The sequence below is a fragment of the Rhodococcus sp. C-2 genome (genome assembly GCF_027854095.1).
GTDB classification, from domain to species: Bacteria; Actinomycetota; Actinomycetes; order Mycobacteriales; family Mycobacteriaceae; genus Rhodococcus_F; species Rhodococcus_F qingshengii.
In genome coordinates this window covers 450,202-473,963 of sequence record NZ_JAQGFI010000006.1, presented here as the reverse complement: position 1 = coordinate 473,963, position 23,762 = coordinate 450,202, and the positions used below count along the sequence as shown (strand labels likewise).

General features: G+C 62.1%; 19 protein-coding genes and 2 riboswitches. Of the genes, 8 read left to right on the top strand and 11 right to left on the bottom strand.

Going from position 1 to position 23,762, the window contains the following annotated elements; translation table 11 throughout:
• The coding region (locus PCS43_RS16135; RefSeq protein ID WP_270923069.1) for a DUF6537 domain-containing protein at positions 1-1,377 on the top strand (1,377 nt) is incomplete at its 5' end.
• A gap of 94 nt (positions 1,378-1,471) precedes the next feature.
• On the opposite strand, the gene PCS43_RS16130 is transcribed toward PCS43_RS16135, so the two are convergent.
• The 3 genes from PCS43_RS16130 to PCS43_RS16120 all read right to left on the bottom strand — a co-directional run bounded on the left by PCS43_RS16130 (position 1,472) and on the right by PCS43_RS16120 (position 5,159).
• Positions 1,472-2,131, bottom strand: a complete 660-nt coding sequence (locus PCS43_RS16130) for an LppP/LprE family lipoprotein (protein ID WP_003940243.1) — start codon at positions 2,129-2,131, stop codon at positions 1,472-1,474.
• 93 nt (positions 2,132-2,224) lie between these two features.
• Positions 2,225-3,892, bottom strand: a complete 1,668-nt coding sequence (locus tag PCS43_RS16125) for an amidohydrolase (protein WP_209909698.1) — start codon at positions 3,890-3,892, stop codon at positions 2,225-2,227.
• A 16-nt stretch (positions 3,893-3,908) separates the two neighbouring features.
• Positions 3,909-5,159, bottom strand: coding sequence for an MFS transporter (locus PCS43_RS16120; protein ID WP_083056838.1), 1,251 nt, complete (start codon positions 5,157-5,159; stop codon positions 3,909-3,911).
• A gap of 215 nt (positions 5,160-5,374) precedes the next feature.
• Between PCS43_RS16120 and PCS43_RS16115 the strand changes: the two genes are divergently transcribed.
• The gene (locus PCS43_RS16115; RefSeq protein WP_030535295.1) at positions 5,375-6,004 is read left to right on the top strand and encodes a TMEM175 family protein; all 630 of its coding nucleotides are present in this window, start codon (positions 5,375-5,377) and stop codon (positions 6,002-6,004) included.
• On the opposite strand, the gene PCS43_RS16110 is transcribed toward PCS43_RS16115, so the two are convergent.
• The gene (locus PCS43_RS16110) at positions 6,001-6,585 is read right to left on the bottom strand and encodes a CGNR zinc finger domain-containing protein (RefSeq protein ID WP_209909695.1); all 585 of its coding nucleotides are present in this window, start codon (positions 6,583-6,585) and stop codon (positions 6,001-6,003) included. The two genes, PCS43_RS16115 and PCS43_RS16110, sit on opposite strands and share 4 nt — an antisense overlap.
• Positions 6,586-6,687: 102 nt before the next feature.
• Here PCS43_RS16110 and PCS43_RS16105 point away from each other — a divergent pair, with 102 nt between their 5' ends.
• The 4 genes from PCS43_RS16105 to PCS43_RS16090 all read left to right on the top strand — a co-directional run bounded on the left by PCS43_RS16105 (position 6,688) and on the right by PCS43_RS16090 (position 11,852).
• Positions 6,688-7,590: an NAD(P)-dependent oxidoreductase gene (locus tag PCS43_RS16105; protein WP_003939725.1), complete on the top strand. Its 903-nt coding sequence runs from the start codon at positions 6,688-6,690 to the stop codon at positions 7,588-7,590.
• A complete protein-coding gene (locus PCS43_RS16100; RefSeq protein WP_134931752.1) occupies positions 7,587-8,786 on the top strand; it encodes an MFS transporter in 1,200 nt (399 codons plus the stop codon). The genes PCS43_RS16105 and PCS43_RS16100 overlap by 4 nt, the downstream gene beginning before the upstream one ends.
• 12 nt (positions 8,787-8,798) lie before the next feature.
• Entirely contained in the window at positions 8,799-9,314 is a 516-nt protein-coding gene (locus PCS43_RS16095; RefSeq protein ID WP_019745018.1) for a hypothetical protein, read from the top strand.
• Positions 9,315-9,428: 114 nt separating this feature from the next.
• Entirely contained in the window at positions 9,429-11,852 is a 2,424-nt protein-coding gene (locus PCS43_RS16090; protein WP_270923068.1) for an ATP-dependent Clp protease ATP-binding subunit, read from the top strand.
• 50 nt (positions 11,853-11,902) lie between these two features.
• Here the strand turns inward: PCS43_RS16090 and PCS43_RS16085 are convergent, their stop codons facing one another.
• From PCS43_RS16085 to PCS43_RS16065, 5 genes are all read right to left on the bottom strand, one after another.
• Complete coding sequence (locus tag PCS43_RS16085) at positions 11,903-13,795, bottom strand: FAD/NAD(P)-binding protein (protein WP_270923067.1); 1,893 nt, start codon at positions 13,793-13,795, stop codon at positions 11,903-11,905.
• A 4-nt stretch (positions 13,796-13,799) separates the two neighbouring features.
• Positions 13,800-13,893: riboswitch (SAM riboswitch) on the bottom strand.
• 78 nt (positions 13,894-13,971) lie between these two features.
• Positions 13,972-15,162: a fumarylacetoacetase gene (fahA, locus tag PCS43_RS16080; protein ID WP_003940530.1), complete on the bottom strand. Its 1,191-nt coding sequence runs from the start codon at positions 15,160-15,162 to the stop codon at positions 13,972-13,974.
• A complete protein-coding gene (locus tag PCS43_RS16075; protein WP_158170086.1) occupies positions 15,159-16,028 on the bottom strand; it encodes a hypothetical protein in 870 nt (289 codons plus the stop codon). Before PCS43_RS16075 ends, fahA begins: the two co-directional genes overlap by 4 nt.
• Positions 16,025-17,224, bottom strand: a complete 1,200-nt coding sequence (locus tag PCS43_RS16070; RefSeq protein WP_030535304.1) for a homogentisate 1,2-dioxygenase — start codon at positions 17,222-17,224, stop codon at positions 16,025-16,027. The genes PCS43_RS16075 and PCS43_RS16070 overlap by 4 nt, the downstream gene beginning before the upstream one ends.
• A gap of 108 nt (positions 17,225-17,332) precedes the next feature.
• Entirely contained in the window at positions 17,333-17,884 is a 552-nt protein-coding gene (locus tag PCS43_RS16065) for a MarR family winged helix-turn-helix transcriptional regulator (protein ID WP_007733603.1), read from the bottom strand.
• Positions 17,885-17,988: 104 nt separating this feature from the next.
• Between PCS43_RS16065 and PCS43_RS16060 the strand changes: the two genes are divergently transcribed.
• On the top strand, positions 17,989-18,603 hold the full coding sequence (locus tag PCS43_RS16060) for a TetR/AcrR family transcriptional regulator (RefSeq protein WP_209909692.1): 615 nt from the start codon (positions 17,989-17,991) through the stop codon (positions 18,601-18,603).
• 173 nt (positions 18,604-18,776) lie between these two features.
• Entirely contained in the window at positions 18,777-20,375 is a 1,599-nt protein-coding gene (locus PCS43_RS16055) for an ABC transporter substrate-binding protein (protein WP_209909689.1), read from the top strand.
• A gap of 58 nt (positions 20,376-20,433) precedes the next feature.
• Here the strand turns inward: PCS43_RS16055 and metE are convergent, their stop codons facing one another.
• On the bottom strand, positions 20,434-22,698 hold the full coding sequence (gene metE / locus PCS43_RS16050; protein WP_039973353.1) for a 5-methyltetrahydropteroyltriglutamate--homocysteine S-methyltransferase: 2,265 nt from the start codon (positions 22,696-22,698) through the stop codon (positions 20,434-20,436).
• 159 nt (positions 22,699-22,857) lie between these two features.
• A riboswitch (cobalamin riboswitch) is annotated at positions 22,858-23,082 on the bottom strand.
• Between the two features lie 81 nt (positions 23,083-23,163).
• Positions 23,164-23,601 (bottom strand): helix-turn-helix domain-containing protein, encoded by a 438-nt coding sequence (locus tag PCS43_RS16045; RefSeq protein WP_003940179.1) that lies wholly within the window; start codon positions 23,599-23,601, stop codon positions 23,164-23,166.
• Between the last annotated feature and the right edge of the window lie 161 nt (positions 23,602-23,762).

Sequence of the window (23,762 nt, the reverse complement as noted above, 5' to 3'; positions counted from 1 at the left end):
AAGGCTCCCAAGGCCGCACGTCCCGTCCCGCCCGTCGTCGCAGACCCCGATTTCGGACCGCTCACCAGCACGCAGAACGTTTTCCTCGCGGGCATCGGCGGCACCGGCATCGTGACCGTCAACCAGGTGCTCGCAACGGCTGCACTGCGCGCCGGCCTCGAGGTGGAGAGCCTTGACCAGATCGGACTGAGCCAGAAGGCCGGACCGGTTGTCTCGCACCTGCGTTTCAGCTCCAGCGCGCTCGAGCCGTCCAACCGCCTCACCCCGGGCAGTGCCGATTGCATCGTCGCCTTCGACCTGCTGACCGCGACGGACAACAAGAACCTCGACTACGGCAACGCCGAGAAGACGGTCTCCATCGCCTCGACGTCGCAGACGCCGACCGGAGACATGGTCTACGACAAGGCTGTTCGCTACCCCGAGGAGACGTCACTCCTCGCCCGTCTCGACAAGGTGTCGCGCACCCTGCGTTCGTTCGACGCACTCGCCGCGGCACAGGAGTTGTTCGGTAACACCGCAGCGGCCAACTTCCTGCTGATCGGTGCTGCCTACCAGAGCGGTGGACTTCGTCTGCCGGCCGAGGCCATCGAAGAAGCGATCGGCATCAACGGCGTTGCCGTGGACGCGAACATCGCGGCATTCCGTTGGGGTCGTGCAGCAATTGCCGACACCGCAGCGTTCTCGGCCGTCACCACGCCGGCCAAGTCCGTCCGCGAACCCGTGGTCGCACCGGCTCACATGTTCGCCGGAACCACCTTCACCGGTGAAACCCTGCGACTGGTGGAACTGCGTGCGGCGCAGCTCATCGAGTTCCAGTCCGTCAAGATCGCCCAGCGTTACATCGATCAGGTTCAGGCAGTCTGGACCGCCGAACGTGCCGCAACCGAGCGGACCGATTTCAGCGAGGCTGTTGCCCGCGGCCTGTTCAAGTTCACCGCGTACAAGGACGAGTACGAAGTTGCTCGTATGCTGGTCGACCCCGCATTCATCGAGGACGTCAAGTCTCAGGTGCCGGCCGGGGAGAACCTGACCTACAAGCTCCACCCGCCGATCCTTCGAGTGATGGGCCGCAAGAAGAAGATCGGTCTCGGACCCAAGTCGCATGTTGCACTGAAGGTTCTGGCCAAGGGTAAGAAGCTTCGCGGTACCAAGCTCGACCCCTTCGGCTACATGCACGTCCGCAAGGTCGAGCGTGAACTGCTCGCCGAGTACGAGGCCATGATCGCTGACCTCTCTCGTACGCTCGCAACCGACGGATACGATCGCGCCGTCGAGATCGCGGCACTGCCGGACGTGGTTCGCGGTTACGAAGACATCAAGCTCGGCAACATCGAGCTGTACAAGACTCGCCTGCGCGAACTCGGTGTCGGTGAGTAGGAGCGCCGGCGAGTAGATCGAACAAGACTGTGCCCCAGTGACCGTCGTCGCTGGGGCACAGTTGCATTCAGGGCCTTCTCGGACCCAGGCAGGTTCAGGAGGGCGGGAACTGGCCGTCGGCAACCACGGCGCTGCCGTTCCACGTGAAGTTCACTATGTTCGGTCCGCCTTGGGGACAGCAGAATGCATCGTCGTCCAGCAGCCAACGGTATTGGACGGATACCGAATCCTTGTTGCTGTCGATGACGTGTGTGTACGAGTACGGCTCACTGGTAGCCGTGCCCAGGTATGTTCCGTCGTGGAAGAACAGGACGTGTGACTGGTAAGTCGCATCGCCGACGCCGTCGCCGTCCACCGAAACCCAGAGCAGGTCAGGACAATTCCCGATCTGTTCTTCGCTCGCGGATCTCGGTATCCAATTGCCCCCGTTGATGTCGGTGCCCAGCGTGCCGATGGCGTCGGTGACGAGCGAGGAGCCGACGTCGAGACAGGGACCCGAAGCGGGGATTGCTGTCGTAGTCGCCGTCGTGGATGCATTTGTGCGGGTGTTCGATTGTGGCGGGGGAGAGCTCGCTACCGTCGTCTCGGTTTCGTTTGCCGTCGATGTCGCCGACGCCGTTGAACTGGCTGCCGTGGAACTCGCCGCCGCTTCAGGTGTTCCTTCGGTCGACCCACAACCGGCGACCGTCAGGGCAGTGGCCGTCACCAGTGCAGCGGCTGCGACGGCGGCCGAAATCGGAGCTTTCCTGCGCATGCGTCCTCCAGAGTGTATGGGTTCACGTGTTCAAGTCCCTCCTTCGTTCTGTCGCCGGGCCGCATGCGTGCGTTATCGAACAACCGGTAACGATCAGCTATCGGACTCGGCGTTCCGTGCTTCGGTGCTCTTGGCCCCGGCCGCGTCGTATCGCACGGATCCAGCAACGACGGTCATCGCAATCTCTGTGGTCAGGAGAGAATCGACCCCTTCGGTGAACGGATCTTGTTTCAGTACGACAAAATCGGCTGCTTTACCCCGAACCAGCTGGCCGGTCACATCTTCCCACCGGCACGAGTAGGCAGCGTCGCGAGTTGCGTGAGCCAGCGCGTCCGCGAGGGGGAGTGCGTACTTCGGCAGGTTGGGTGCCAGTGACGGATCGATTGCGGATCGACGGGTGGTGGCGATGAACATGTTCGGCAGCGGCGGGTGGGGAGCGGTCGGAGCGTCCGAACCCAACGCCAGAACCGCTCCGGCCTCGGTGAATTCGGGCCAGGGGTACGCGCGATTGACCCGGTAGTCGCCGAGCATCGCCTGCCAGTTCTCCTGGATTGCAGGGTCAGCGTGAACCGGTTGCATCGAGGCGATGATTCCCAGGCGGGCAAGCCTTTCGACGTTGTCCCGGGTGATGGACTCCAAGTGTTCCATTCGGTGCCTGCGGGGAATGTCTCCGTTGGCGGCGATCGCGTACTCGAGTGCCGTCAATCCGATCTCCGACGCCTCGTCGCCGATCGCGTGCATCGCGATCTGCAGGCCTGCGGCGTCAGCGGCTGTCACGACGGGTATCAAGGACTCGAGATCCCAGATGGGCTCGGCGTTGGTGCCGTCCGAGTACGGCTCTTTCATTGCGGCAGTGCAGCTGTCGATCACACCGTCGATGATGATCTTGATTCCGGCGATACGGAGCCACGGACCTTGGACGCGCTCGTGGAGTTCGATCACGTCGTGAACTTGTCCGACGTTGTCGGCCTCGTTGTCCTCGCGGGTCATCAGCCAGTGAGCCGCGACACGCAGCGGCAGTGTTCCGTCTCCTGCGTCCAATGCTCTTTCCAGCGAGGCTAATTCGTCCGCGCCGAGTGCCATGTCGACCGCACCGGTCACGCCGTCCTCGAGATAGTGGCGGAAGGCGAGAGCGAGGGCGGCGTCCCGGTCTTCGTCGGATGCGAGCTCCGCCAGTTTCGGCCAGACGTAGAGCATCATGGCGGTCTCGTACAGCATTCCGGTGGCTTCTCCGGTGTCCGGATCCCGGCCGATACGACCGCCGATCGGATCGGGAGTGTCCGCGTCGATGCCGAGTTCTCGCAGTGCTGCAGTGTTCACCCAGACCGAATGTACGTCGTTGGCGTCGAGGTACACCGGGCGATCGGGTACGACGGCGTCGATCATCTCTCGCGTCGGGTGCCCTCCATCCAGCGCGGAGAACAACCAACTGCGACCCAGCAGTCGTGGTGCGTCCGGGTTCGATTCCGCGAATTGCTTGATGCTGGACTGAATGTCGGCGAGATCGGCGGCATCACGCAGATCCAACTTCTGCAGCGCGAATCCCATCATCACCAAATGCGTATGGGCGTCGACGAAACCGGGTAGCACGACGGCACCTTCGAGATCGATCACCTCGGCGTCTGGAGCCAGGATATCGGCATAGACGGTTTCGCCCACGAATCTGAGCTTGTGGTCCTCGACGACTATCGACTCGGCCCATCCGTCGTCGGCAGCCGTGAAGATCTTTCCGTTGCGGTAGTGAGTGATGCTGTCATTCATGACTTCTACGTGATCCTTACGCGATGACGGTAGTAGTGATGGCGGCGCTGTGGTGACGATACGCACCTTCGGTACGTGCGGAGAGTCGGGAAACCAAGGCGAACGGGACCAGTAGAACGAAGCTGATCCCCGAGATGATGACTCCGAAGGTCGGATACCCGAGGCCGGCCGTCACCGAAGTTCCGAACAGCGGTGCGAACGCGGAGCCGATGAGGTAGGTGCCCAGTAGTGGCGCCGACCATCGGCCGGCCGCGTCGAGCGCGGCCGAGATGGCAACCAGGACGATGAACGTGGCCGCGTAGATCGTGTTCCAAGCGATGACCACTACCAGGTAGATCGTGGGATCGGTGGTGAGGCCGGCAGACAGCTTCAGAATTGCCCCGAGTATCAGTAGCACGGAGATCGATACTGTCCGACTGACCCGAGAACCCAACGCGGTCAAGGTAACAGCCGCGAGCACACCACCCGCCGTTGATGCGCTCAGTGCGAGACTCATTTGTTGATCCGAGAGCCCGGCGTGCTCGGAACCCATGATGCCGAGTACTGCCCACAACGAGTCCTCGCTGATCGCCCAGACTGCAAGCATCGCGAGAAATGCGGTTCCGGCAAAAGTGAGTCGTTTCGCGCTGACCCCGGCGGGGAGAGCTGTGGTCGTATTGGCGGACTTCGCCGTCTCCGGCGACTCTTTCACCGGGGACGACGGCAACCAGGTGACCGTTGCTGCGGTAGCCAGTGCCAGGACTGCGACGATGCCGAATGCGTTGGTCATGTGTGTGCCGAGGATGGGTATGAGAGCGAGGACGGCTGTGACGACGACACGGTTCACGAGGCCGCTGATGCTTGACGCCCGGTCCGGGTTCGTGAGCGCGGCCAGTGCCGCTCCGCCAACGGATGCGGATCCACCAGCGCCGATACCGCCGACGATGATCGCGGCGCATGCGATCGTCGTGGACGGTGCGATGGCCGCAACGCCGAATGCGGCTGCCATCGCGATCAGGCTGACGCGGCCGAGGAGATGGCGATGCCGGGCCGAGGCGATTCGGGTGGTGGCGAGGCAGGTGACGGCGCAGACCAGCAGCGATGCGGTCAGAACGGCACCGGCAGCGGATTCGGTGACACCGAGGTCCTCGACCATTGCCACGATCATCAGGGGGATGAGGTTCGCGGTGATGAACCCCATGACGCCGATACTGAAGACGGCAATACCGCGGTTGGCGGTGAGTGGAACCCGGTCGGACTGCGTATTCGTCGAAGCGTTGATCGGCACTAGGGCAACCCCATGTCCTGAAGGGGGTGGCTGAACCGACCCCTGGTGGCGTGATGCGAGTCACTTAATGAATGTGATTCGTTAAGTATGGGGATGGGCTCCGCCACGGTCAAGAGATCTAACGAATTTGATTCGTTAATTGTATGTTTCCGGATACGTGCTTCCGTAAAGTGGCGTCGCCGGTCTGTTTCTGTTGTGAGGCTTATGCTTCCGCAATGGCTGAGATTGCGGAACGCACCCGCTACTTCGAGCGCTACGTCACTTTCATCGACGCGATTGTCGCCATTGCGATCACGCTGCTCGTACTGCCGCTGGTCGAACTCACCAGTGACCACCACGGCACCACGTCGGAACTGCTGCGCGATCACGCTGCGCAGTTCTACTCGTTCGCCCTGAGCTTTCTGGTGATCTTCCGGCTCTGGTGGTCGCAGCATCGGCTGCTTCGTTTTGTGGTCGACGCGGACAAGGTGGTCGTTCGCGGACTGGGGTTGTGGGTGATGACCATCGTGTTCCTGCCCTTCCCGACAGCGCTCGTTGCGGCGCCGTCGCAGGATCTCGGAACCAGGGCTCTCTACATCGGGACAATGGCAGCCAGTGCTGCGTGCCTGGCGGTGGTCGCGTGGGGTCTGGTTCGCAACCCGTCGTTGAGTGAAGAGAATGCGAAGCCGCATTTCACCGCTGAAATCGTCACTTTCCTGATCATGGTGGTGGCGCTGCTCGTCAGTGTGCTCGTTCCGGTGACGTCGTACTTCCCGCTGTTTCTTCTCCTGCTGTCGACGCCGATCGAGAAGCTGTGGAACCGAGTGGCGGCGAAATGGAGTCGCGGTGAAGGTGAGATGAGCTAGTCGGTGCGAGCGGTCATCGCGGATTTCTTGGCTTTGTTTCCGCAGATGTTCATCGAGCACCAGCGTCGGTTGTTGCCGCGACTGGTGTCGACGTAGAGGCCGGTGCACCCGTCGCCCTGGCAGGCTTTGACGCGGTCCCGGTCGGCTCCACCGAGCACCGCGATCGCGTCGGCAGCCACTATCGACAAAGCGTCGCGGATCGGATTGTCTCCGGCTGATTTCCAGAGGGCCCGGCCACTCTCGAGGACGAGGTGGGCATCACCGAGTTCGGATGCGGTGTTGACGATCCCGACATCGGCGCGTGAGACGCGGCGGTCCTCGCATACGGCGGTTCCGATGCGATGAATGGCCTCACGTAAATTCTGCGCGCCGAGGAGGTCGTCTTCTGTCGCGGTTGCGGGGGCGTCCATCAGATCGTTGGCGCGTAACCATAATTCGAGTCGCTGCGGGCTCGTGAGTCGTTCGAACCTCGAGCCGTTCCGATTGGTGAGGGTGGCGGTGAAGCGGAAGGCGAGCGTGTCGTTGTCGAGTCGAAACACGTCCCGAGCGGATTGATCAGCTCCTGCTTCGTTCACTTTCATCCTCCTTCGTGGCGAACCATCTCAACCGGTTCGACAGCAACTGTACCCGTGTGAGAGTCTTGAACCGTCTTAGATGGTTCAGCACTTTCGAGAGGGAAATCCATGACTTCTGTTTCCGTGGTCGGCTTGGGCGCGATGGGTCGTCCCATCGCTCGAAATCTACTGGGCGCAGGCTTCGACGTGACGGTGTGGAATCGCAGCCCTGAAGCGGTAGCCGAACTGGTCGAGGAAGGGGCGATCGGCGCGAAAACCGTTGCCGAGGCATTCCAGTCCGGTGTTGTGCTGTCGATGTTGGCAGATGATTCGGCCGTGTCTTCGGCCATTCTGGATCCCGCCGTCCTCGCATCCGTTCCGAGTGGAACCGTGCACGTCAACATGGCCACCGTCAGCGTCGACCTTGCCAAGCGCGCCGCCGCACTGCACGCCGAGTACGGCATCGGGTACATCGCGGCGCCGGTGTTCGGACGCGTTTCTGTTGCTCAGGCTGGCCAGTTGAACATCATCGCCGCCGGCGACAGTTCCCTCCTCGAGCGAGTGCAACCCTTCCTCGACGTCATCGGTGCTCGCACGTGGCCACAAGGTGAGCGTCCGGAGCAGGCCAACATCGTCAAGATCATCGGCAATTACCTCATCCTCGCCGCGATTCAATCCTTGGGCGAGGCAATCACATTGGGGGAGAGGTCAGGTGTAGACGGAAGCCAACTCGTAGAACTGCTGACCTCGACGATCTTCCCGGGGCCGGTCTACTCCAGCTACGGAAACCTCGTCGCGACGCGTCAGTACGAGCCTGCAGGATTCACCACAGCTCTGGGCCTCAAGGATTTGAGGCTTGCGCTCGACGCCGCCGACAGCGTCGATCTGGATTTGCCGTTCGGTGGCGTACTTCGAGGCGTGCTCGCTCAGGCTCTGGCGAACGGTCAGGGCGAGATGGACTGGGCGTCTATTGCAGAACTGGTCCGTTCCGGCCAGTCGGGTGAAGGCAGTCCCGAAACACCGACGAGGTGAGCTCGAACTCGGACGGGACGGCGACTTCGGCACTGGCGGAGACCGATTCCGTCCGGACACTACCGCTGGCCGGGTTGTCGGCACTCGCAATGGCAGGCTTCATAGCGATCACAACCGAAACCATGCCGGCCGGACTACTGGTGCAGATCGGGTCAGGGTTGTCCGTATCAGTCTCCGGCGCAGGGCAATTGGTCACCGCATACGCATTGGGTTCCGTCGTCGGGGCGGTACCACTGATCGCATTGACCCGAGGATTGCGACGGCGTGCTGTCCTGGTGTCGGCGATTCTGGGGTTCGGTGTCTTCAATCTGGTGACAGCGCTTTCGTCGAATCTTGTTCTCACCTTGGGTGTTCGGTTTCTGGCCGGTATGGCGGCAGGTGTGGTGTGGGGGTTGCTTGCCGGGTACGCACGCAGGATGTCGCCCCCTCACCTGCAGGGGCGGGCCGTTGCGGTTGCCTCCGTCGGACAGCCGATCGCGTTGGCAATCGGCGTTCCGATGGGGGCGTGGCTCGGGACCCTGGCCGATTGGCGCGTCGTCTTCGCCGTGATGTCGGTTGCTGCGCTACTTCTGGTCGCGTGGATACTCACGGTGATGCCGGACTTTCCCGGGCAACAAGCGGATCGGCAGCTGCCGGTGCGGAAAGTCCTGGTCCTGCCTGGCGTACGACCGATTCTGTTTGTCGCGTTCTTGTGGATCCTCGCGCACAACATCGTGTACACGTATCTGGCGGCGTTTCTGGATCGCATCGGTTTCGGCGATCGGTTGGGAATCGTCTTGTTCGTGTTCGGACTTTTCGCCTTCGTGGGCATCGGTGTGGTCGGGGTGTTTGTCGACCGGGCCCTTCGAAGTCTCACCGTGCTGAGCTTGGTGGTCTTTGCCGCAGCTTTGACGGCGTTGGGCGTCGGCGGTGACAGCTTCGCTGTGATCGCACTCAGCGTTGCGGCGTGGGGTGTGGCATTCGGAGGCGCTCCCACTCTCCTTCAGACGGCGCTCGCGGATACGACGGGCGACGCTGTGGACACTGCGCAATCGGTTTTCGTGACGATCTTCAATTCGGCGATCGCAGCGGGCGGCGTCGTAGGCGGGCTGATCTTGGCGGACAGGGGTGCGGGAGCGTTGCCGTTGGTTTCGCTGGTGCTGATCGTCGTCGGTGTTCTTGTGGTCAGTATCCGACAATTCGGACATAGCTTGTGATTCACTTCACGCATGCGGAAGTCATTGTTGGTGGTTGCTCTCGTTGCTACGTGGTTTGTCGCCGGAGCGATGCCCGCGGGGGCTGCGGATGCGAATTGGTCCGGTGATTACTCGCTCAAGCGTTTTGCCGCGACCAAGACGGGCACAAGTCTGGCCGCCAGCCAGTGGGAGCCGGATTTCTCCGATACATACACGTTCGAGACGGATTGCTCGAGCGGAGTCTGTATCGCCACAGTGGTCGGCGGTCCGGCTCCCGCCAATCCGACGTTGCCGCAGCCTGCGCGATACACCTGGGACGGAACCAGTTGGGTGCACCCCTATGACTGGGAGTGGGATTGCTACCAGGGGGAAGGCGTGCCCAAGGTGTGGGCACCGGCGCACTCCGAGGCGTATTACACACCTCAGCCCGATGGCAGTCTGAAAGGTTCGTGGCGTACCGACATCGCGAGTGGTCCCTGCGAGGGATCGGTGATCATGCACGTCGAGGCGTACCCGGTCGGTCGATCTACCGGATCCTTCGGTAGTTGAGAACGATCTGTGGCCCGAAGGTGTTGAAACAAATCTGAGGCCGCGGGAATTGATCGAGCCCCATGCACGTTAATTGAGTCAGTAACGCTCAACTTTCTGCAAGGAGGCTTCGGAATGCCAGCATTCTTCGGGCCCGAGGGTCCCGGTCGCATCGATATTTCCCGGCTCATGAGCAGGGCCACCCAGCAACTCATGGCTGACGCTGCACGTGTAGCGGCTGCTCGCGGTGATTCGGATCTCGATGCACTGCACGTTCTCCGCGTCATGGCGGAGCAGGATCCGGTCCGCACGCTCATGCAGCGCGCCGGAGCCGACCCGAAATCCGTGGTCGACGCCGTCGACCTGCGGCTGCCACAAGGCCGTGAGCAGGGGGCCTACTCTGCTCCTGCGCTCAGCAGTGCCGTGAAAACCGCTCTACTCGAGGCTCATCAACTGGCCCGAGCCCTGGGATCGACATACATCGACCCCGAACATCTCTTCATCGCCCTGGCCGGTGACCCCGATCATGTTCCGGGTCGTCTGCTCGCTTCGGCCGGCATCACGCCGGAGAAGCTGCAGGCAGCGGTTCAGAATCCCGCAGCCGGTCCAGTCGAAGACGAGTCCACCACACCGACGCTCGACAAGTACGGCATCGATCTCACCGATCGCGCCCGCAACGGCGGCGTCGATCCGGTGATCGGCCGCGCCGACGAGATCGAACAGACCATCGAGATCCTCTCCCGCCGCACCAAGAACAACCCGGTCCTGGTGGGTGAGGCCGGCGTCGGCAAGACTGCCATCGTCGAAGGTCTCGCCCAGCGCATCGTCGACGGGGATGTCCCGGAATCGTTGGTGGGCAAGAAGATCGTCCAGCTCGAACTCTCGAGCATGGTCTCGGGTACCCGTTACCGCGGTGACTTCGAGGAACGGCTGACCAAGGTGATCGACGAGATCACCGCACACAAGGACGAGCTGATCGTCTTCATCGACGAGATGCACACCATCGCCGGTGCCGGAGGCGGCGCAGACGGTGCGATGGACGCCGGAAACATCCTCAAGCCCAAGCTCGCTCGCGGTGAACTGCACATCGTCGGCGCCACCACGCTCGACGAATACCGCAAGAACATCGAGAAGGATCCCGCGCTCGAGCGGCGCTTCCAGCCCGTACAGGTCGGAGAGCCGTCGATCGAGGACGCAATCGCGATCTTGAGCGGACTGCGCAGTCGGTACGAGGATCACCACAAGGTGCACTACACCGACGAGGCGATCACCGCTGCGGTGGAGCTGTCGGCACGTTACATCGGCGACAGGTTCTTGCCGGACAAGGCAATCGACCTGATCGATCAGGCCGGCGCCAGGCTTCGCTTGAAGACGGCCACGGTAGACACCGCTGCGCTGCAGCAGCGTCTCGAGCAGCTCGAGAGCGACAAGGAAAAAGCCGTCGCCGACGAGTTGTATGAGAAGGCGTCGACCCTGCGTGACGAGATCAACGGCGTCGCAAAGCGTCTCGAGAAGGCAGGATCCTCGGTTCCTTCCGAGGAAACGCCGGACGTGACCGCTGAACAAATCGCCGAAGTTGTCGCTCGCGCAACGGGTATTCCGGCAAGCCAGATGACTCAGGCAGAGAAAGATCGCCTGCGCCGTCTGGAAGAGGAACTGCACGGTCGTGTCATCGGGCAAGATGACGCCGTTCGCGCAATCGCGCGTGCCGTGCGTCGTAGCCGTACCGGTATGAGCGATCCGGATCGTCCCGTCGGTAGCTTCCTGTTCCTCGGACCCACTGGCGTCGGCAAGACGGAGCTCGCAAAAGCTCTGGCTGCCACACTCTTCGGAGACGAGAACAAGATGCTGCGCTTCGACATGAGTGAGTTCGGTGAGAGGCACACGGTCAGCCGATTGGTCGGTGCTCCTCCCGGATACGTCGGCTACGGCGAGGCCGGACAGCTCACGGAACAGGTGCGTCGTAACCCGTACTCGGTGATCCTGCTCGACGAGATCGAGAAGGCACACCCGGACGTGTTCAACACCTTGCTCCAGGTGCTCGACGACGGCCGTCTGACCGACGGTCAGGGTCGGACGGTGGACTTCAAGAACACCGTCGTGATCATGACCAGCAACCTCGGCTCGGACATCATCTCGAGCAAGTCCGGTGGACTCGGCTTCACCACGGGTGACGCAGAGTCGGCGGAGAAGCCACTGCGCGACCGCGTGATGGCCAGGTTGCGCGAATCGATGCGGCCGGAGTTCCTCAACCGTATCGACGAGATCGTGATCTTCTGCAAGCTCGACACCGAGCAACTGCACCGGATTACTGATCTGCTGCTCGACGACAGCCGGAAGCGGCTGCAGTCCAAGGGCATCGAGATCGAGTTCACTGCCGACGCGGTGGACTGGATCGCCGAGCACGGGCATCAACCCGAGTTCGGGGCTCGCCCGTTGCGTCGTTCGATTCAGCGTGTGGTCGACGACAAGATCGCCGACATGCTGCTCGACGATCTCCTCGAAGAGGGCGGCAGTATCACCGTCGCGGTTGACGAGGGTGAGTTGGTGTTCAGCTAGGGGCACAGCCCCCTGTGAGCGGTTAGGGAGTCCCAGGACTCCCTAACCGCTCACAGGCGCGTAGCACCCAAAATCTCCGCCGCCAGGGCATCGTTATGCCGGAAGAACCCTGCATTGGTACGGGGACGAGGGAAAGCCGCCGACCAGTTATGGCCTGCAACCCACGGCCCTGCGGCGAAGCGGCGGGGATGAGCAGTGTTGTTCTGGTCGAGAATTCGTGAAGTACCGTCGACGGCGAGCTTCGCCGAACTGTCCACGGTCGCACGAAGTTCGACTGCCTCGCCCCGACGGTGAAGCGTCCGCAGGAGCAAGTCACCGCTCGCGCTGATGGAAGCAACCGGCAAGCGTGCTTCGACGAGGGTGTTCGCGGCCACGATGTCGGTGTGCGACGCACTGCGAGCGACAAAGATCCCAGCCCCCGTTGCCGGGTCGATCTCGGTGGAGAACGCTGAATCCGGCCCGAGGAATTGGACGATGCCCGCCTCGTTGAGGGCGATCAACTGTTCCAAACGCTCGGGCGGCGGACCACTGGCGATGAAGCTGAAGAACGAATGAAGCCAACCCTCGACGTCCTTGGCGACGGATTCGGCCGGGATTCTGCCGCGCCGCAACAATTCTCCGACGGTCATGTACGTCGACAGCAGCGCTGAGAAGACAGCCGCGTCGGCGCTGAAATACGGGTCCGACCTCCGCGCGACATCCGCCGAGATGTATTCGGTGATCCGGGACTGGACCTCGGCAAGCCCGTCGTAGCGCTCACCGCCGAGTGGGCGGTTCAGCCGCTCGAGATCGATACGGTCTTCCGGCTTCGGGACTGCGTTCTCGACCAGTTCCTGCAATCGAGGCGATCCCCAAGCCAGCGAGGCGAATTCGGCGTCGAACTCCTCCCAGGTGCCCACTGTCCGATCCGGGTGAGATGCAAACAGCTCGTAATAGTGGGCGCCTGCCAGTTCTTTCGACGCCAAGGGCCAGATGTCGTTTCGGAAATCCAACGGTCCGTCGCCGGGAACGAGATCAGCGGTGAAGAACCGCGGTAGCGGTGGCCGCGCGTCAGCGATCGAGTACGAAATCTTGGAATGATACGGCACTCCGCGACGAGATCCGGCATACAACAGGGGTTCCCGACCCGAGGGAGCGTAAGTGAGGACGCCGTCTTCACCGCGTTCGAAGATGCCGCCACGGCTCTCGGCGAGGAGAACCATCCAGTCGATGAAAGCCAGCCCGAGTCCGGCGATCAGAACCGGTTCGCCTTCGGGAATGACATCGGCGTCGAGATCGGCAGTGTAGCCCGGACCCACATACGTCAACCCGTGATCGGACGCGAAGCTGGTCAGCGCGGTTTCGCGTGGGGCAGGCAACGCATCGGGGTGCCCTTGTGCGAGAAGGACGGTCGTCGCGTCGATGACAGCTCCGTCGTCCAGATGAACTGTCTGTGTCTCGCCGACGTTCACGATGTCGACCACGGATCGTCGATGAACTCGAACGTCGACGTGCGCTGGCGCGGAGTCGACTGCAGTCTCGAACACCCAGTTCAGGTATCGGCTCTGCAGTGACCTCGATGCAAACGACGACGGGGTGAGCGTCGGAACTTCTGCTGCGATTTCGGGGAATTCGGCAAGCTCAGCCGAGCGCTCGGCGACCCATTCCGCGAGGGTCGGACCCGGCAGCACCGGGCCGATCACGGCGGTGGTCTCGTCGGTGAACATCGTGACGTCCGCTGTTGTCGAATTCATCCACAGAAGCGGCGCCTGGCTGCCTCGCCAAATACGGCCGGCACCTGCCGGATACGGGTCGACAACGTGAATGTCGATCGGTGTGGGATCGGCGTTCACCGATTCGTGAGCGAGGATCCGCTCGAGTACGCCGGTCCCGCGGGGTCCACCGCCCACGATCACGATGACAGCTGCTGTCCCCACTGAGGTACGGGGTCGATCGCCTGGCACGAGTCCTCCATCGGACCTGGCAGAAAGCACCCGCACCTCAGCAGAGGGGGTTGCTGCGACGTCACGGAGCCAGGACTCTCGATCGCTCTGGATGGTTAGTCCAGCTTATCTTCGGAGAATTTTGAGGCAAGGAATTCCGGACATCAGATCAGCGTGAATCAAACAGTTGTCAATCACTATCTTTCGGTTTGCGTTGCAGGCAGGATCCGAGCGTGAACATCCCCGAAGCCGATTCGTGATCCGCCGACGCCGGGAGCGGTGGCTGAGATGGCGATGGTGTCGCCGTCTTCGAGAAAGGTACGGGTCTCGGAGCCCACAGCTACGGGTTCCTTGCCGCCCCACGTCAGCTCGATGAAGGCGCCGCGCTGATCTTTGTCCGGTCCGGAAATGGTTCCGGACGCGAAGAGATCGCCGGTGCTCGCTGCTGCGCCGTTGATGGTGGTGTGCGCGAGCATCTGCGCAGGCGACCAGTACATCTGGGCGTAGGGCGGCCGGGAGACGACGTGACCGTTCCATTCGACGGCCAGGTCGATGTCCAGCCCCCACTTCTCTTCACCACGCAGATAGGAAAGCGGTTCGGGATCCTGCACCGGAGTGTCGATTCGGGCTGCTTCGAGAGCGAGCAAGGGTACGACCCACGGTGAGATGGAGGTCGCGAAACTCTTCCCCAGGTTCGGACCGAGGGGCACGTACTCCCACGCCTGGATGTCTCGGGCAGACCAGTCGTTCACGACCACGGCGCCGAAGACGTACTCGGCAAATTCGTCCGGGGTGATGGAATCGCCCATCTTCGAGGGAGTTCCGACGATGAACCCCATCTCGGCTTCGATGTCGAGGCGCCGGGACGGTCCGAAGTCCGGGCTTTCCTGATCGGGTGCCTTCCGCTGTCCGCAGGGACGAACGATGTCGGTGCCGGAGACGACGATGGTGCTCGAGCGCCCGTGGTATCCGACGGGAAGATGCTTCCAGTTCGGCATCAAGGGGGCTGCGTCCGGGCGGAACAACCGCCCGAGGTTGGTTGCGTGATTCTCCGAGGCATAGAAGTCGACGTAATCGGCCACTGCGATCGGCAAATGCATTGTCACCGAATCAACGGAAAACACTGCATTCGAGTCTATTTCGCTAGTCACGAGCTCCGTGATCCGGTTTCGCACCGATACCCACTGATCTCGTCCCTGAGCCATGAACGCGTTCAGAGTCGGTTCGGAGAAGACGGAATCACCTAGTGTCGCTGCGAGATCGACCACCGATTCGGCGACGCGCACACCGACACGCGGTAACCCTCCCGCGGGGGAGAAGACCCCGTACGGCAGATTGTCGAGACCGAACAGTGAGTCGGCGGGAATGTCGATGGTCGTGACAGTCATACGAGAGTTCCTTCGGTTTTGTCGGAGCGGACGATCAACCCGAGGCCTTCCAGCTCGGTCAGAGGGTCCGAGATGCTGCAGGTACCGAACGAGAGGAATCGGCGACGCACCTCGCCGGCCTCGTCCTCGGTGAGGTCGGCCAGGGCTTGCGCGATCGATTTTCCATCGCGCTGAGACAGTGCAGCAACAATTTCCGAACGATCGGCGCCCCGCCTCGCCGCGTCGACGGCCACCATGATGTTGAGGAAGCCGTGTTGCTCGAAGCCTGTTTCCGGATCGGTGTTGCGCACACCGTGGTGCAGTCCCGCAGTCGCCTTGAACGGGATATTCGCTCGGACAACGGATATCACCGCATCGGCGAGCTCTTCCTCGTTCGGGTACGCCTCGGCGACAATCCCGCCGGTGCGAAACTTTGCGGAATGCCCGGCAGTTTCGAGAGCTGTGAGATAGCCCGCGCGCCGATCACCTCGAGGCACCTCGACAAAAATGTCGACGTCGGGATGAGCGGCATGGACACGAGAGAGTTCCTCGAAGGCCGCATCGGCGTCCAACCCGTCAGGAATTCCCACCTCGACGGCGGCGACGTGAACACCAGGGATGGCGAGCGCGTTCGAGAGTGCGGCCGCCGTATCGGATGGGCCGGCCGGCACGGTCAGGCTCAGCGTCACCGGGCTGTCCGCTGAAACGTACGCAGCCAGTTCGCTCAGTCGCGGCGCGGGAAAAACGAAAGGCCCGACCAGTGCGTCGTAATCCGCCTGCAGGTAGGCGGCGTGGGCCGGAATTGCCTCGGCGAGAGGAGCATTGCCGGGTGGGAAGAGTGCTGCGTCGTCGCACAGGCCACGCAGGAGTGGGGAGATGATCGTCATTGCCTAGGCCCCCGCCCTGCCCAACTCCAGGCGTACGCTTCGTCCTCGCAGGCAAGGGCTCCCTCACCCAATTCGAGGGGCCGGAACGTATCGACCATCACGGCGAGCTCGTCGAAGAACTCGGCGCCGATGCTCCGCTCGTAGGCGCCGGGTTGTGGTCCGTGGGCGTGGCCGCCGGGATGAATCGATATCGAACCCTGACCGATGCCGGAACCCTTGCGCGCCTCGTAGTCACCGCCGCAGTAGAACATGATCTCGTCCGAGTCGACGTTCGAGTGGTAGTACGGCACCGGGATCGACAGGGGGTGGTAGTCGACCTTGCGCGGAACGAAGTTGCAGATCACGAAGTTGTTTCCCTCGAACGCCTGGTGGGCCGGCGGCGGTTGGTGAACACGGCCCGTGATCGGCTCGTAGTCGGAGATGTTGAAGGTGTACGGGTACAGGCAGCCGTCCCAGCCGACGACATCGAAAGGGTGCGTGGGATAAACCATTCGGGTGCCGACGATGCCCGCCGACGTTCGGTGCTTGACCAGTACTTCGACGTCGGTTCCTTCGGCGATCATGGGCGCGATCGGTCCGTGCAGGTCTCGTTCACAGAACGGTGCGTTCTCGAGCAGCTGGCCGAAGCGGGAAAGATAGCGCTTGGGCGGGACGATGTGACTGTTCGCCTCGATGGCGTAGGCACGAAGTGGCTTGTCACCCTTGGGGATCCATCGATGCGTTGTGGACATCGGGATCAGGACGTAGTCACCTTCACTGGCCTCGAGTGCACCGAAGACGGTCTCGACGGTCGCCTCGCCAGATTCGATGTAGACCATCTCGTCGCCGATTGCGTTGCGATACAGGGGAGATGGCGCTGCCGCAACGACGTAGGACAATCGCACGTCGGCATTTCCGAGGATGAGACGACGGCCGGTTACCACGTCGGTCTCGTTCCAGGTGCTTTCGGGAAACAGCGTGTGGAGTTTCAGATGGCGCGGTTTGAGGGGATGGTTGGGGGTTGTGCTCTGATCGCGCAGTTCCCAGACCGTTGCGTCGACGATGGCCGACGGGATCTCGCGGTGGTACAGCAACGAAGAATCCGAGGAGAAACCTTCCTCTCCCATCAGCTCTTCGTAGTAGAGGTTGCCGGACTCGTCACGGTGTTGGGTGTGACGCTTCGGTGGGATGTTGCCGAGTTGTCGATAGAACGCCATGACGGGGCTCCTTCTGTGCTGTTCTGCCTGGCTCACCTCCACCAGATAGTAAACACATTAACTAAAATGATGTGATGATCGCAACCCTCCAAGGGGTTCGGGTCTATGTCAGTTACGTCCGCGTACGTCGAACTGGCTGCGGTTGGTGATCAGTTTGTCCAGGAGCATGACAAGAATTCGCTGTTCGGCCTCGCTCAGGACGCTTACCCAGGCGTGTTCGCGTTCGTTCTGCTCGCGAAAGGCTTCGACCATGGCTTCTCGGCCCTTGGCGGTCAGGTACAGCTGGACGGAACGGCCGTCGTTCTCGGTGGGCCGACGATCGATCAATCCGTCTGCCAGCAGCGACTTGGACAGATTGGAGACCGCTGCCCTACTCATGCCGGTGAGCTCGGCGGCAGCCTTCGGCTCGATCGGACCGGCCAGCCAGGTGACGAACAACAGCCTGAAGGAGGACCATGACCAGCCGCGAGGGCGGTGGATCGACGACTCGAGATCGTAGGTGACCACGTTGGAAGCCCGATTGAGTGTCAGTAGTACCTCGGTGGCCAGCTGGTCGCGAAAGCCGTGTTCGGTGGCCAGTCGCTTGTTGGCCAGTTCGATGAACGACCAGAAGTTCAGCACGCCGACGGTTGGCTGGTCATCGGTTGTCCGGTCAGTCATGGACTAACCCTAGCGCGATCTGCAGTTGATTAATCCGTGTATTAGATCTCGGGGTTACGATGAAACTTCGCAACCCGGCACTGCGGTCAGGATTCTGAACTATCGTGACGCGCGTGACTGCGCGCAGCGACGAGTTTCCCTTGGACGTCGACCTCATGTCGGTGGGGCAACTCGAGCGGAGAGGACGACTGACCACGGCGGTGGTCGAGATGCTGGCCGAGATGCCGTCGGATCGAATCCAGATGAAAGACGTCTCGGAGCGTTCAGGCGTCGCACTCGGAACGCTGTATCGCTACTTTCCGACCAAACAGCAACTTCTGGCTGCGGCGATGACGGCGTGGAGCGGTCTCGAATCGGTCCGTCGTCCTGAGAAGTTGCGGGCAGACGGTGGTGAGAACAACGCGTACGAGCGGGTTCTGGCACTTCATCGCCGCGAGATGAAGGCATTCGAGCGTAGGCCCTACTTCGCTCGGTTGGAGATCGAACTCCATTCGTCCTCGGATCAGTTCGTGATCGAGTCGTTGGATCTGCGCGCAGCGGCACATCGGAGAATGCTGTTCGAGTTGATGGACGGCGTCCTGGCCGAGACGGCGAGGGTTGCGGCCGTGGCAATAGGCGGCACGATGTTGACGGCCCTTGCGCTGTGGACCAGTGGCCGGATCGGATTCGCAGAGGCCCAGCGGAACGTCGAAGACGTCATCGGACTGGTAATTCGCTGAACGGTTGCAACCTAGAATTCAGTTCTTGTTTCTGCTGTCATGAACGCGAATTATCGCTTCGGCTTTGTGAAAACGAAGACGCAGGACGAGACCTTACCTAGAATTCACTTACAAATATGTCGGGTGTCCGATCCAGGGATCGACGTATCCGTGAACTGTGAAAGTGAGTCGCAATGAAGCGCTCGTACCGAGTCCGCGCTCGAATCTGGATGGTTGTCCTGGCGTCGGCGACGCTGGTGGTGACGGGGTGCGCCGGTAGCAGCCAAGGTACGACCACGGATGCATCGGATGTGACGGTCGGAGTTGTCGGTGACCAGAACAACGGGGGAGAGCCGCGATCGGGTGGCACCGTGTCGTTTGCCACCTACAACGGGATCAGCAGTCTCGATTCGGCTGACCGTCAGGACGGCGGCGCTACCGGTGGTAGCGAAATGGCAGCCATCTACGACCTTCTCATGCGCTTCGATACGGCGGCGGGCGAATACGTCCCCCACTTGGCGCAGTCCTTGTCGGCCAACGGCGACAACACGGTGTGGACACTGAAATTGCGCGACGGCGTCACCTTCAGCGACGGCACTCCGATGGACAGTGCGGCAGTCCTGTGGAGCATCGATCACTATCTGCAGAAGAAGGGAACTCACGCGCTGGTATGGAAGACCGCTGTGCGCGAGACGAATTCACCGGATCCGAGTACGGTCGTCTTTACATTGGCGCAGCCGTGGGACGAGTTCCCGATCATGTTCACCACCGGTCCCGGCATGATCGTCGCGCCCTCGTCGATGGCTACCGGCACGTTCACCCCGATCGGGGCAGGCCCGTTCACCGTCGAGAAGTTCGCCTCCCAGGACGAATTGGTGCTCGCTGCCCGTCCGACGTACTGGGACGGGGCGCCGTACCTCGAGAAGTTGCGCTTTCCCGCAATCGTCAACGAGAAGAGCAAACTGGAAGGATTGCACACCGACGGAATCCAGGTTGCCTATCTGAAGTCTCCCGACTTCATTCACGAGGCTTTCGAAGCCGGTGATCCCGGATTTGTGTACTCGGCCAGCATGGCCGGAGTTCTGGCAATCAATCAGCGCGACGATCGGGCAGCGAAGGACGAGCGCGTGCGTAAGGCGATTGTCGCTGCGGTGGACCCGAATACGTTCAACGAGCGAGTTCAGGGCGGCTTCGGCGAACCCGGCACCGACATGTTCGCGTCGTGGTCGCAGTGGCACGGATCGGTGGCCGGGAACGGCTTCGACCCCGAGGCGGCCAAGAAGTATCTCGCCGAGGCGAAGGCGGACGGTTACGACGGAAAACTGACGTACGTCGGGATGAACGATCCGGCGACGCAGCGCAGCGCACTGACGTTTCAGTCGCTCTTGCAGGCAGTGGGTTTCACGGTCGACATCACCTACGCAACCAGCATCAACGATCTGATTTCCATGCTGTACGCAAAGCATGACTACGACGTGTCCTACTTCGCGTTCAACGTGCTGGAAGAGTCACCGTTCGTGCGTATGTACGGCAACCTGTTCAGCGAATCGCCGTCGAACATCCTCGGTTACAAGAACGCTCGGATGGACGAGTTGCTCGGCAAGCTGCAAACAGCGTCGGGCGAGGATGAGCGGCGAGCCGTCATCGACGATATTCAGACCGTGGTCAACGAGACGGCGCCGATGGCCGTGGTCAACTCCGGCAAGGTCTTCATTCCGTGGCGCGAGAACGTGCACGGAGTGACCCCGAGTGCGGACGGGATTCTGCTCTTCGGCAATACGTGGTTGAGCTGACCCCCGTGCGCCTTTTTGGTAGTGCCCACTACCAAAAAGGCGCACAGGGGCTTTGCCCCTATAGCTCCGCTCGTACCAACTTCGCGGCTTCGACGAGGTTACGCAGTGACGCCTCGACCTCGACGGAACCGCGGGTCTTCAAACCGCAGTCCGGGTTGACCCACAACCGCTCGACAGGAACAGCTTTGAGTGCCTCACGCAGGGATTCGGCAATCTCGTCGACGCTCGGCACCCGCGGCGAGTGGATGTCGTAGACACCCGGGCCGACGCCGAGGTCGAACCCGACCGAACTGAGATCGTCGAGGACCTCCATGTGTGAGCGCGCCGCCTCGATGGACGTGACGTCCGCGTCGAGGCCGGCGATGGCGCCGATCACCGCTCCGAACTCGGAGTAGCACAGGTGCGTGTGGATCGCGGTGGAATCCGCGACGCCCGAGGTAGCCAACCGGAAGGCGCCGACCGACCAGTCCAGGTAGGCACGCTGATCCTCGGCGCGCAGTGGGAGTAGTTCTCGTAGAGCCGGTTCGTCAACCTGGATGATTCCGATTCCGGCGGCCTGCAGGTCGACGGTCTCGTCTCGAATGGCCAGTGCGACTTGATTTGCCGAGTCGACGAGGGGTTGGTCGTCGCGGACGAACGACCAGGCCAGAATGGTGACGGGTCCGGTGAGCATGCCCTTGACCGGCTTGTCGGTCAGGGACTGCGCGTACGTGATCCAGTCGACGGTCATCTGTTTCGGGCGGGAGACGTCGCCGTACAGAATCGGCGGACGCACGCAGCGGGTGCCGTACGACTGGACCCAACCGTTGGCGGTGGCGAAGAATCCGTCCAACTGCTCCGCGAAGTACTGGACCATGTCGTTGCGTTCCGGCTCACCGTGAACAAGAACGTCCAGGTCCAGCTTTTCCTGGAGCGCAACAACTTCGGAAATTTCGGCGCGCATACGGTTGACGTACTCGGCTTCGTCGATCTCGCCCTTGCGCAGTGCTGCTCGAGCGATGCGGATCTTCGAGGTTTGCGGGTACGAACCGATTGTCGTCGTGGGCAGCGGCGGCAGAGAAAGCAGTTCGTCCTGGGCAGCGCGACGTTCGGCGGCGGGCGCGCGACCGGTCGCCGAGTTCAGCACGGCGGCCAGGCGTCCCCGAACACTCGCATCATTGAGTCTGCGATCGTCCTTGCGGGTCGACGCGGCCGCTCGTGCCAGAGCGAACTCGTCTTCCACCGACTCCCGGCCCTGTGTGAGAGCGGTTGCGAGAGTTACTACTTCCTTGACCTTCTCGGTGCCGAACGCGAGCCACGAGCGCAGGGCCTTGTCGACATCGGCTTCTGCGTCGAGAGTGTACGGAACGTGCAGCAGGGAGCACGATGTGGAGACGGCAAGATTATCCACGCTGCCCAACAGAGCACCCAACGTGCTCAGTGCCGAATCCAGATCCGACCGCCAGATGTTTCGTCCGTCGACCACGCCGGCGACGACCAGTTTGCGGGCGAGTTCGGGGACGGAGCCGATCGAATCCTGACCGGCCACCAGGTCGACGGCAAATCCTTCGACGCCGGTGGACGCAAGCGCGGGCAGCGCCTCACGCAGCGAACCGAAGTACGACGCCAACAGGATCGACGGCCGCTCGGACAGCGCTGAAAGCTGTTCGTACGCAGCGCGTGCCGCTTCGATTTCCTCGTCGGTGCGATCGCCCACGAGGGCCGGTTCGTCGAGCTGAACCCAGCTCGCACCGGCCTTCGCGAGCCGACCGAGTAGATCCGCGTAGAGGGGGAGTAGTTCTTCGAGTCGCGAGAGCAGCGGCTCGTCGGTGCCGACAGCCTTCGAGAGCAGCAGGAAGGTGACCGGTCCGATGACGACCGGGCGGGCTGCAATGCCGTCGGAAAGTGCTTCTGCCAGTTCGGACAAGACCTTGGACGGGTCGAGTGCGAACGTGGTGGACGGCGAGATCTCCGGCACCAGGTAGTGGTAGTTGGTGTCGAACCACTTCGTCATTTCGAGCGGCGCGATGGTGTCCGTCCCACGGGCAGCGGCAAAGTAGCGGTCCAACGGATCGGCGACCGACGCGACGCGGTCGGGCAGCGCGCCGAGAAGAACTGCGGTGTCGAGCATCTGGTCGTAGAAGGAGAAGGTATTGACCGGGACGGAGTCGAGGCCCAGGTCACGGAGGTCGGCCAAGCCCTGCCGACGGAGGTCACGGGCGACAGCCTGCAGGGCGTCGGCGTCGATGCGCCCTGCCCAGTAGCTTTCGGTTGCCCGCTTGAGTTCTCGATGAGGACCGATGCGCGGTGAGCCCAGCACGGTCGAAGTGAATGTTGTTGTCACGGAGTTTCTCCAGATTGCCAATGCACTGATGGCCACTGCCGGCAGACGGGTACACCTCACGAGACCCCGAGTTTCAGCGGGCAGCACTGCCCGCACCGCACACGAGGTCCGATGGAGATCTACACGCCCATTCCACGAGGCGGTGGACCGTCGGGCACGGCGTGCCCGACACAGTCGGCAGGTCTTCGGACTCGCGGGCACTCGATCGAGTTGGATCGAACCTACTGGCCGTCGCTTCCCAGGCGGATGCCCAGTGCACATGAACGGCGGTCGTTCCTGCTTACCGCTGCGGGACAGTCCCGGATTTTCACCGGGTTCCCTCTCACCCCGACAGCTTGCGCTGACGGAGCTTCGACGCCGGGACCGGTCTTCGGGGCTCCTCATGACCGTGCCGGGCGAACCAGCTGCATCGACCAGCATAAGGCCAACCCTCCCTGAGCAGTCAAGGAGAGTCGGCGAAGGGCGCTATGCGCGTGACATGTAGGAATTCGAGTCCGGTGGTACGCGCGGAAGATTTTCGGAGGAACGTAGATTCTCCGCCATTTCGACAAGCAGATCCTGTGAAGACGGTGAGAGGTCGACGACACGGGAGGTGAGGTTCCGCAGGCGCACGTTGTGCAGCTGTTCGAGGAGGGAGAGGTCTGCCTCGCCACCTGAGATCGCGGGCGGAGTGTGATCGGACGGGGCGTAGAAGTAGTCCGGATGGACCTTGAAGAAGTGGGCGAGGGCGGCAACCACTTCGGGTGACGGATTGGTTCGGACGCCGGTGCGCAGTTGCGACAGGTACGGCGTCGAGATGCGGCAGCCGAACTCGGTCATGCCGCGAACGACCATCGCGTTGGTGACGTGAAAGTCGGCAGTCTCGAACAGCGAGTTCAAGCGATCGTTGAACTGGTTCGACATGAGACGTCCCTTCCCCCGCTACGCACAGGCTCCGTCGGTTCAATTAACTGCATCATAGCCAGGTATCGAACGATTAGCTGTTTCGGATTCTCGCGAAGCGGTCGTTTGCAGGGAAAATCCCTAGGGTAGAAGGTCCCTACTTTGAGTGATCTGGACAAATC

Coding starts and splice junctions, on each gene's coding strand:
- PCS43_RS16130 (WP_003940243.1), bottom strand. CDS start 2,131: ATGCGCAGGAAAGCTCCGATTTCGGCCGCCGTCGCAGCCGCTGCACTG.
- PCS43_RS16045 (WP_003940179.1), bottom strand. CDS start 23,601: ATGTCGAACCAGTTCAACGATCGCTTGAACTCGCTGTTCGAGACTGCC.
- PCS43_RS16090 (WP_270923068.1), top strand. CDS start 9,429: ATGCCAGCATTCTTCGGGCCCGAGGGTCCCGGTCGCATCGATATTTCC.
- PCS43_RS16105 (WP_003939725.1), top strand. CDS start 6,688: ATGACTTCTGTTTCCGTGGTCGGCTTGGGCGCGATGGGTCGTCCCATC.
- PCS43_RS16075 (WP_158170086.1), bottom strand. CDS start 16,028: ATGACGATCATCTCCCCACTCCTGCGTGGCCTGTGCGACGACGCAGCA.
- PCS43_RS16125 (WP_209909698.1), bottom strand. CDS start 3,892: ATGAATGACAGCATCACTCACTACCGCAACGGAAAGATCTTCACGGCT.
- PCS43_RS16065 (WP_007733603.1), bottom strand. CDS start 17,884: ATGACTGACCGGACAACCGATGACCAGCCAACCGTCGGCGTGCTGAAC.
- PCS43_RS16110 (WP_209909695.1), bottom strand. CDS start 6,585: ATGAAAGTGAACGAAGCAGGAGCTGATCAATCCGCTCGGGACGTGTTT.
- PCS43_RS16115 (WP_030535295.1), top strand. CDS start 5,375: ATGGCTGAGATTGCGGAACGCACCCGCTACTTCGAGCGCTACGTCACT.
- PCS43_RS16055 (WP_209909689.1), top strand. CDS start 18,777: ATGAAGCGCTCGTACCGAGTCCGCGCTCGAATCTGGATGGTTGTCCTG.
- PCS43_RS16070 (WP_030535304.1), bottom strand. CDS start 17,224: ATGGCGTTCTATCGACAACTCGGCAACATCCCACCGAAGCGTCACACC.
- PCS43_RS16095 (WP_019745018.1), top strand. CDS start 8,799: ATGCGGAAGTCATTGTTGGTGGTTGCTCTCGTTGCTACGTGGTTTGTC.
- fahA (WP_003940530.1), bottom strand. CDS start 15,162: ATGACTGTCACGACCATCGACATTCCCGCCGACTCACTGTTCGGTCTC.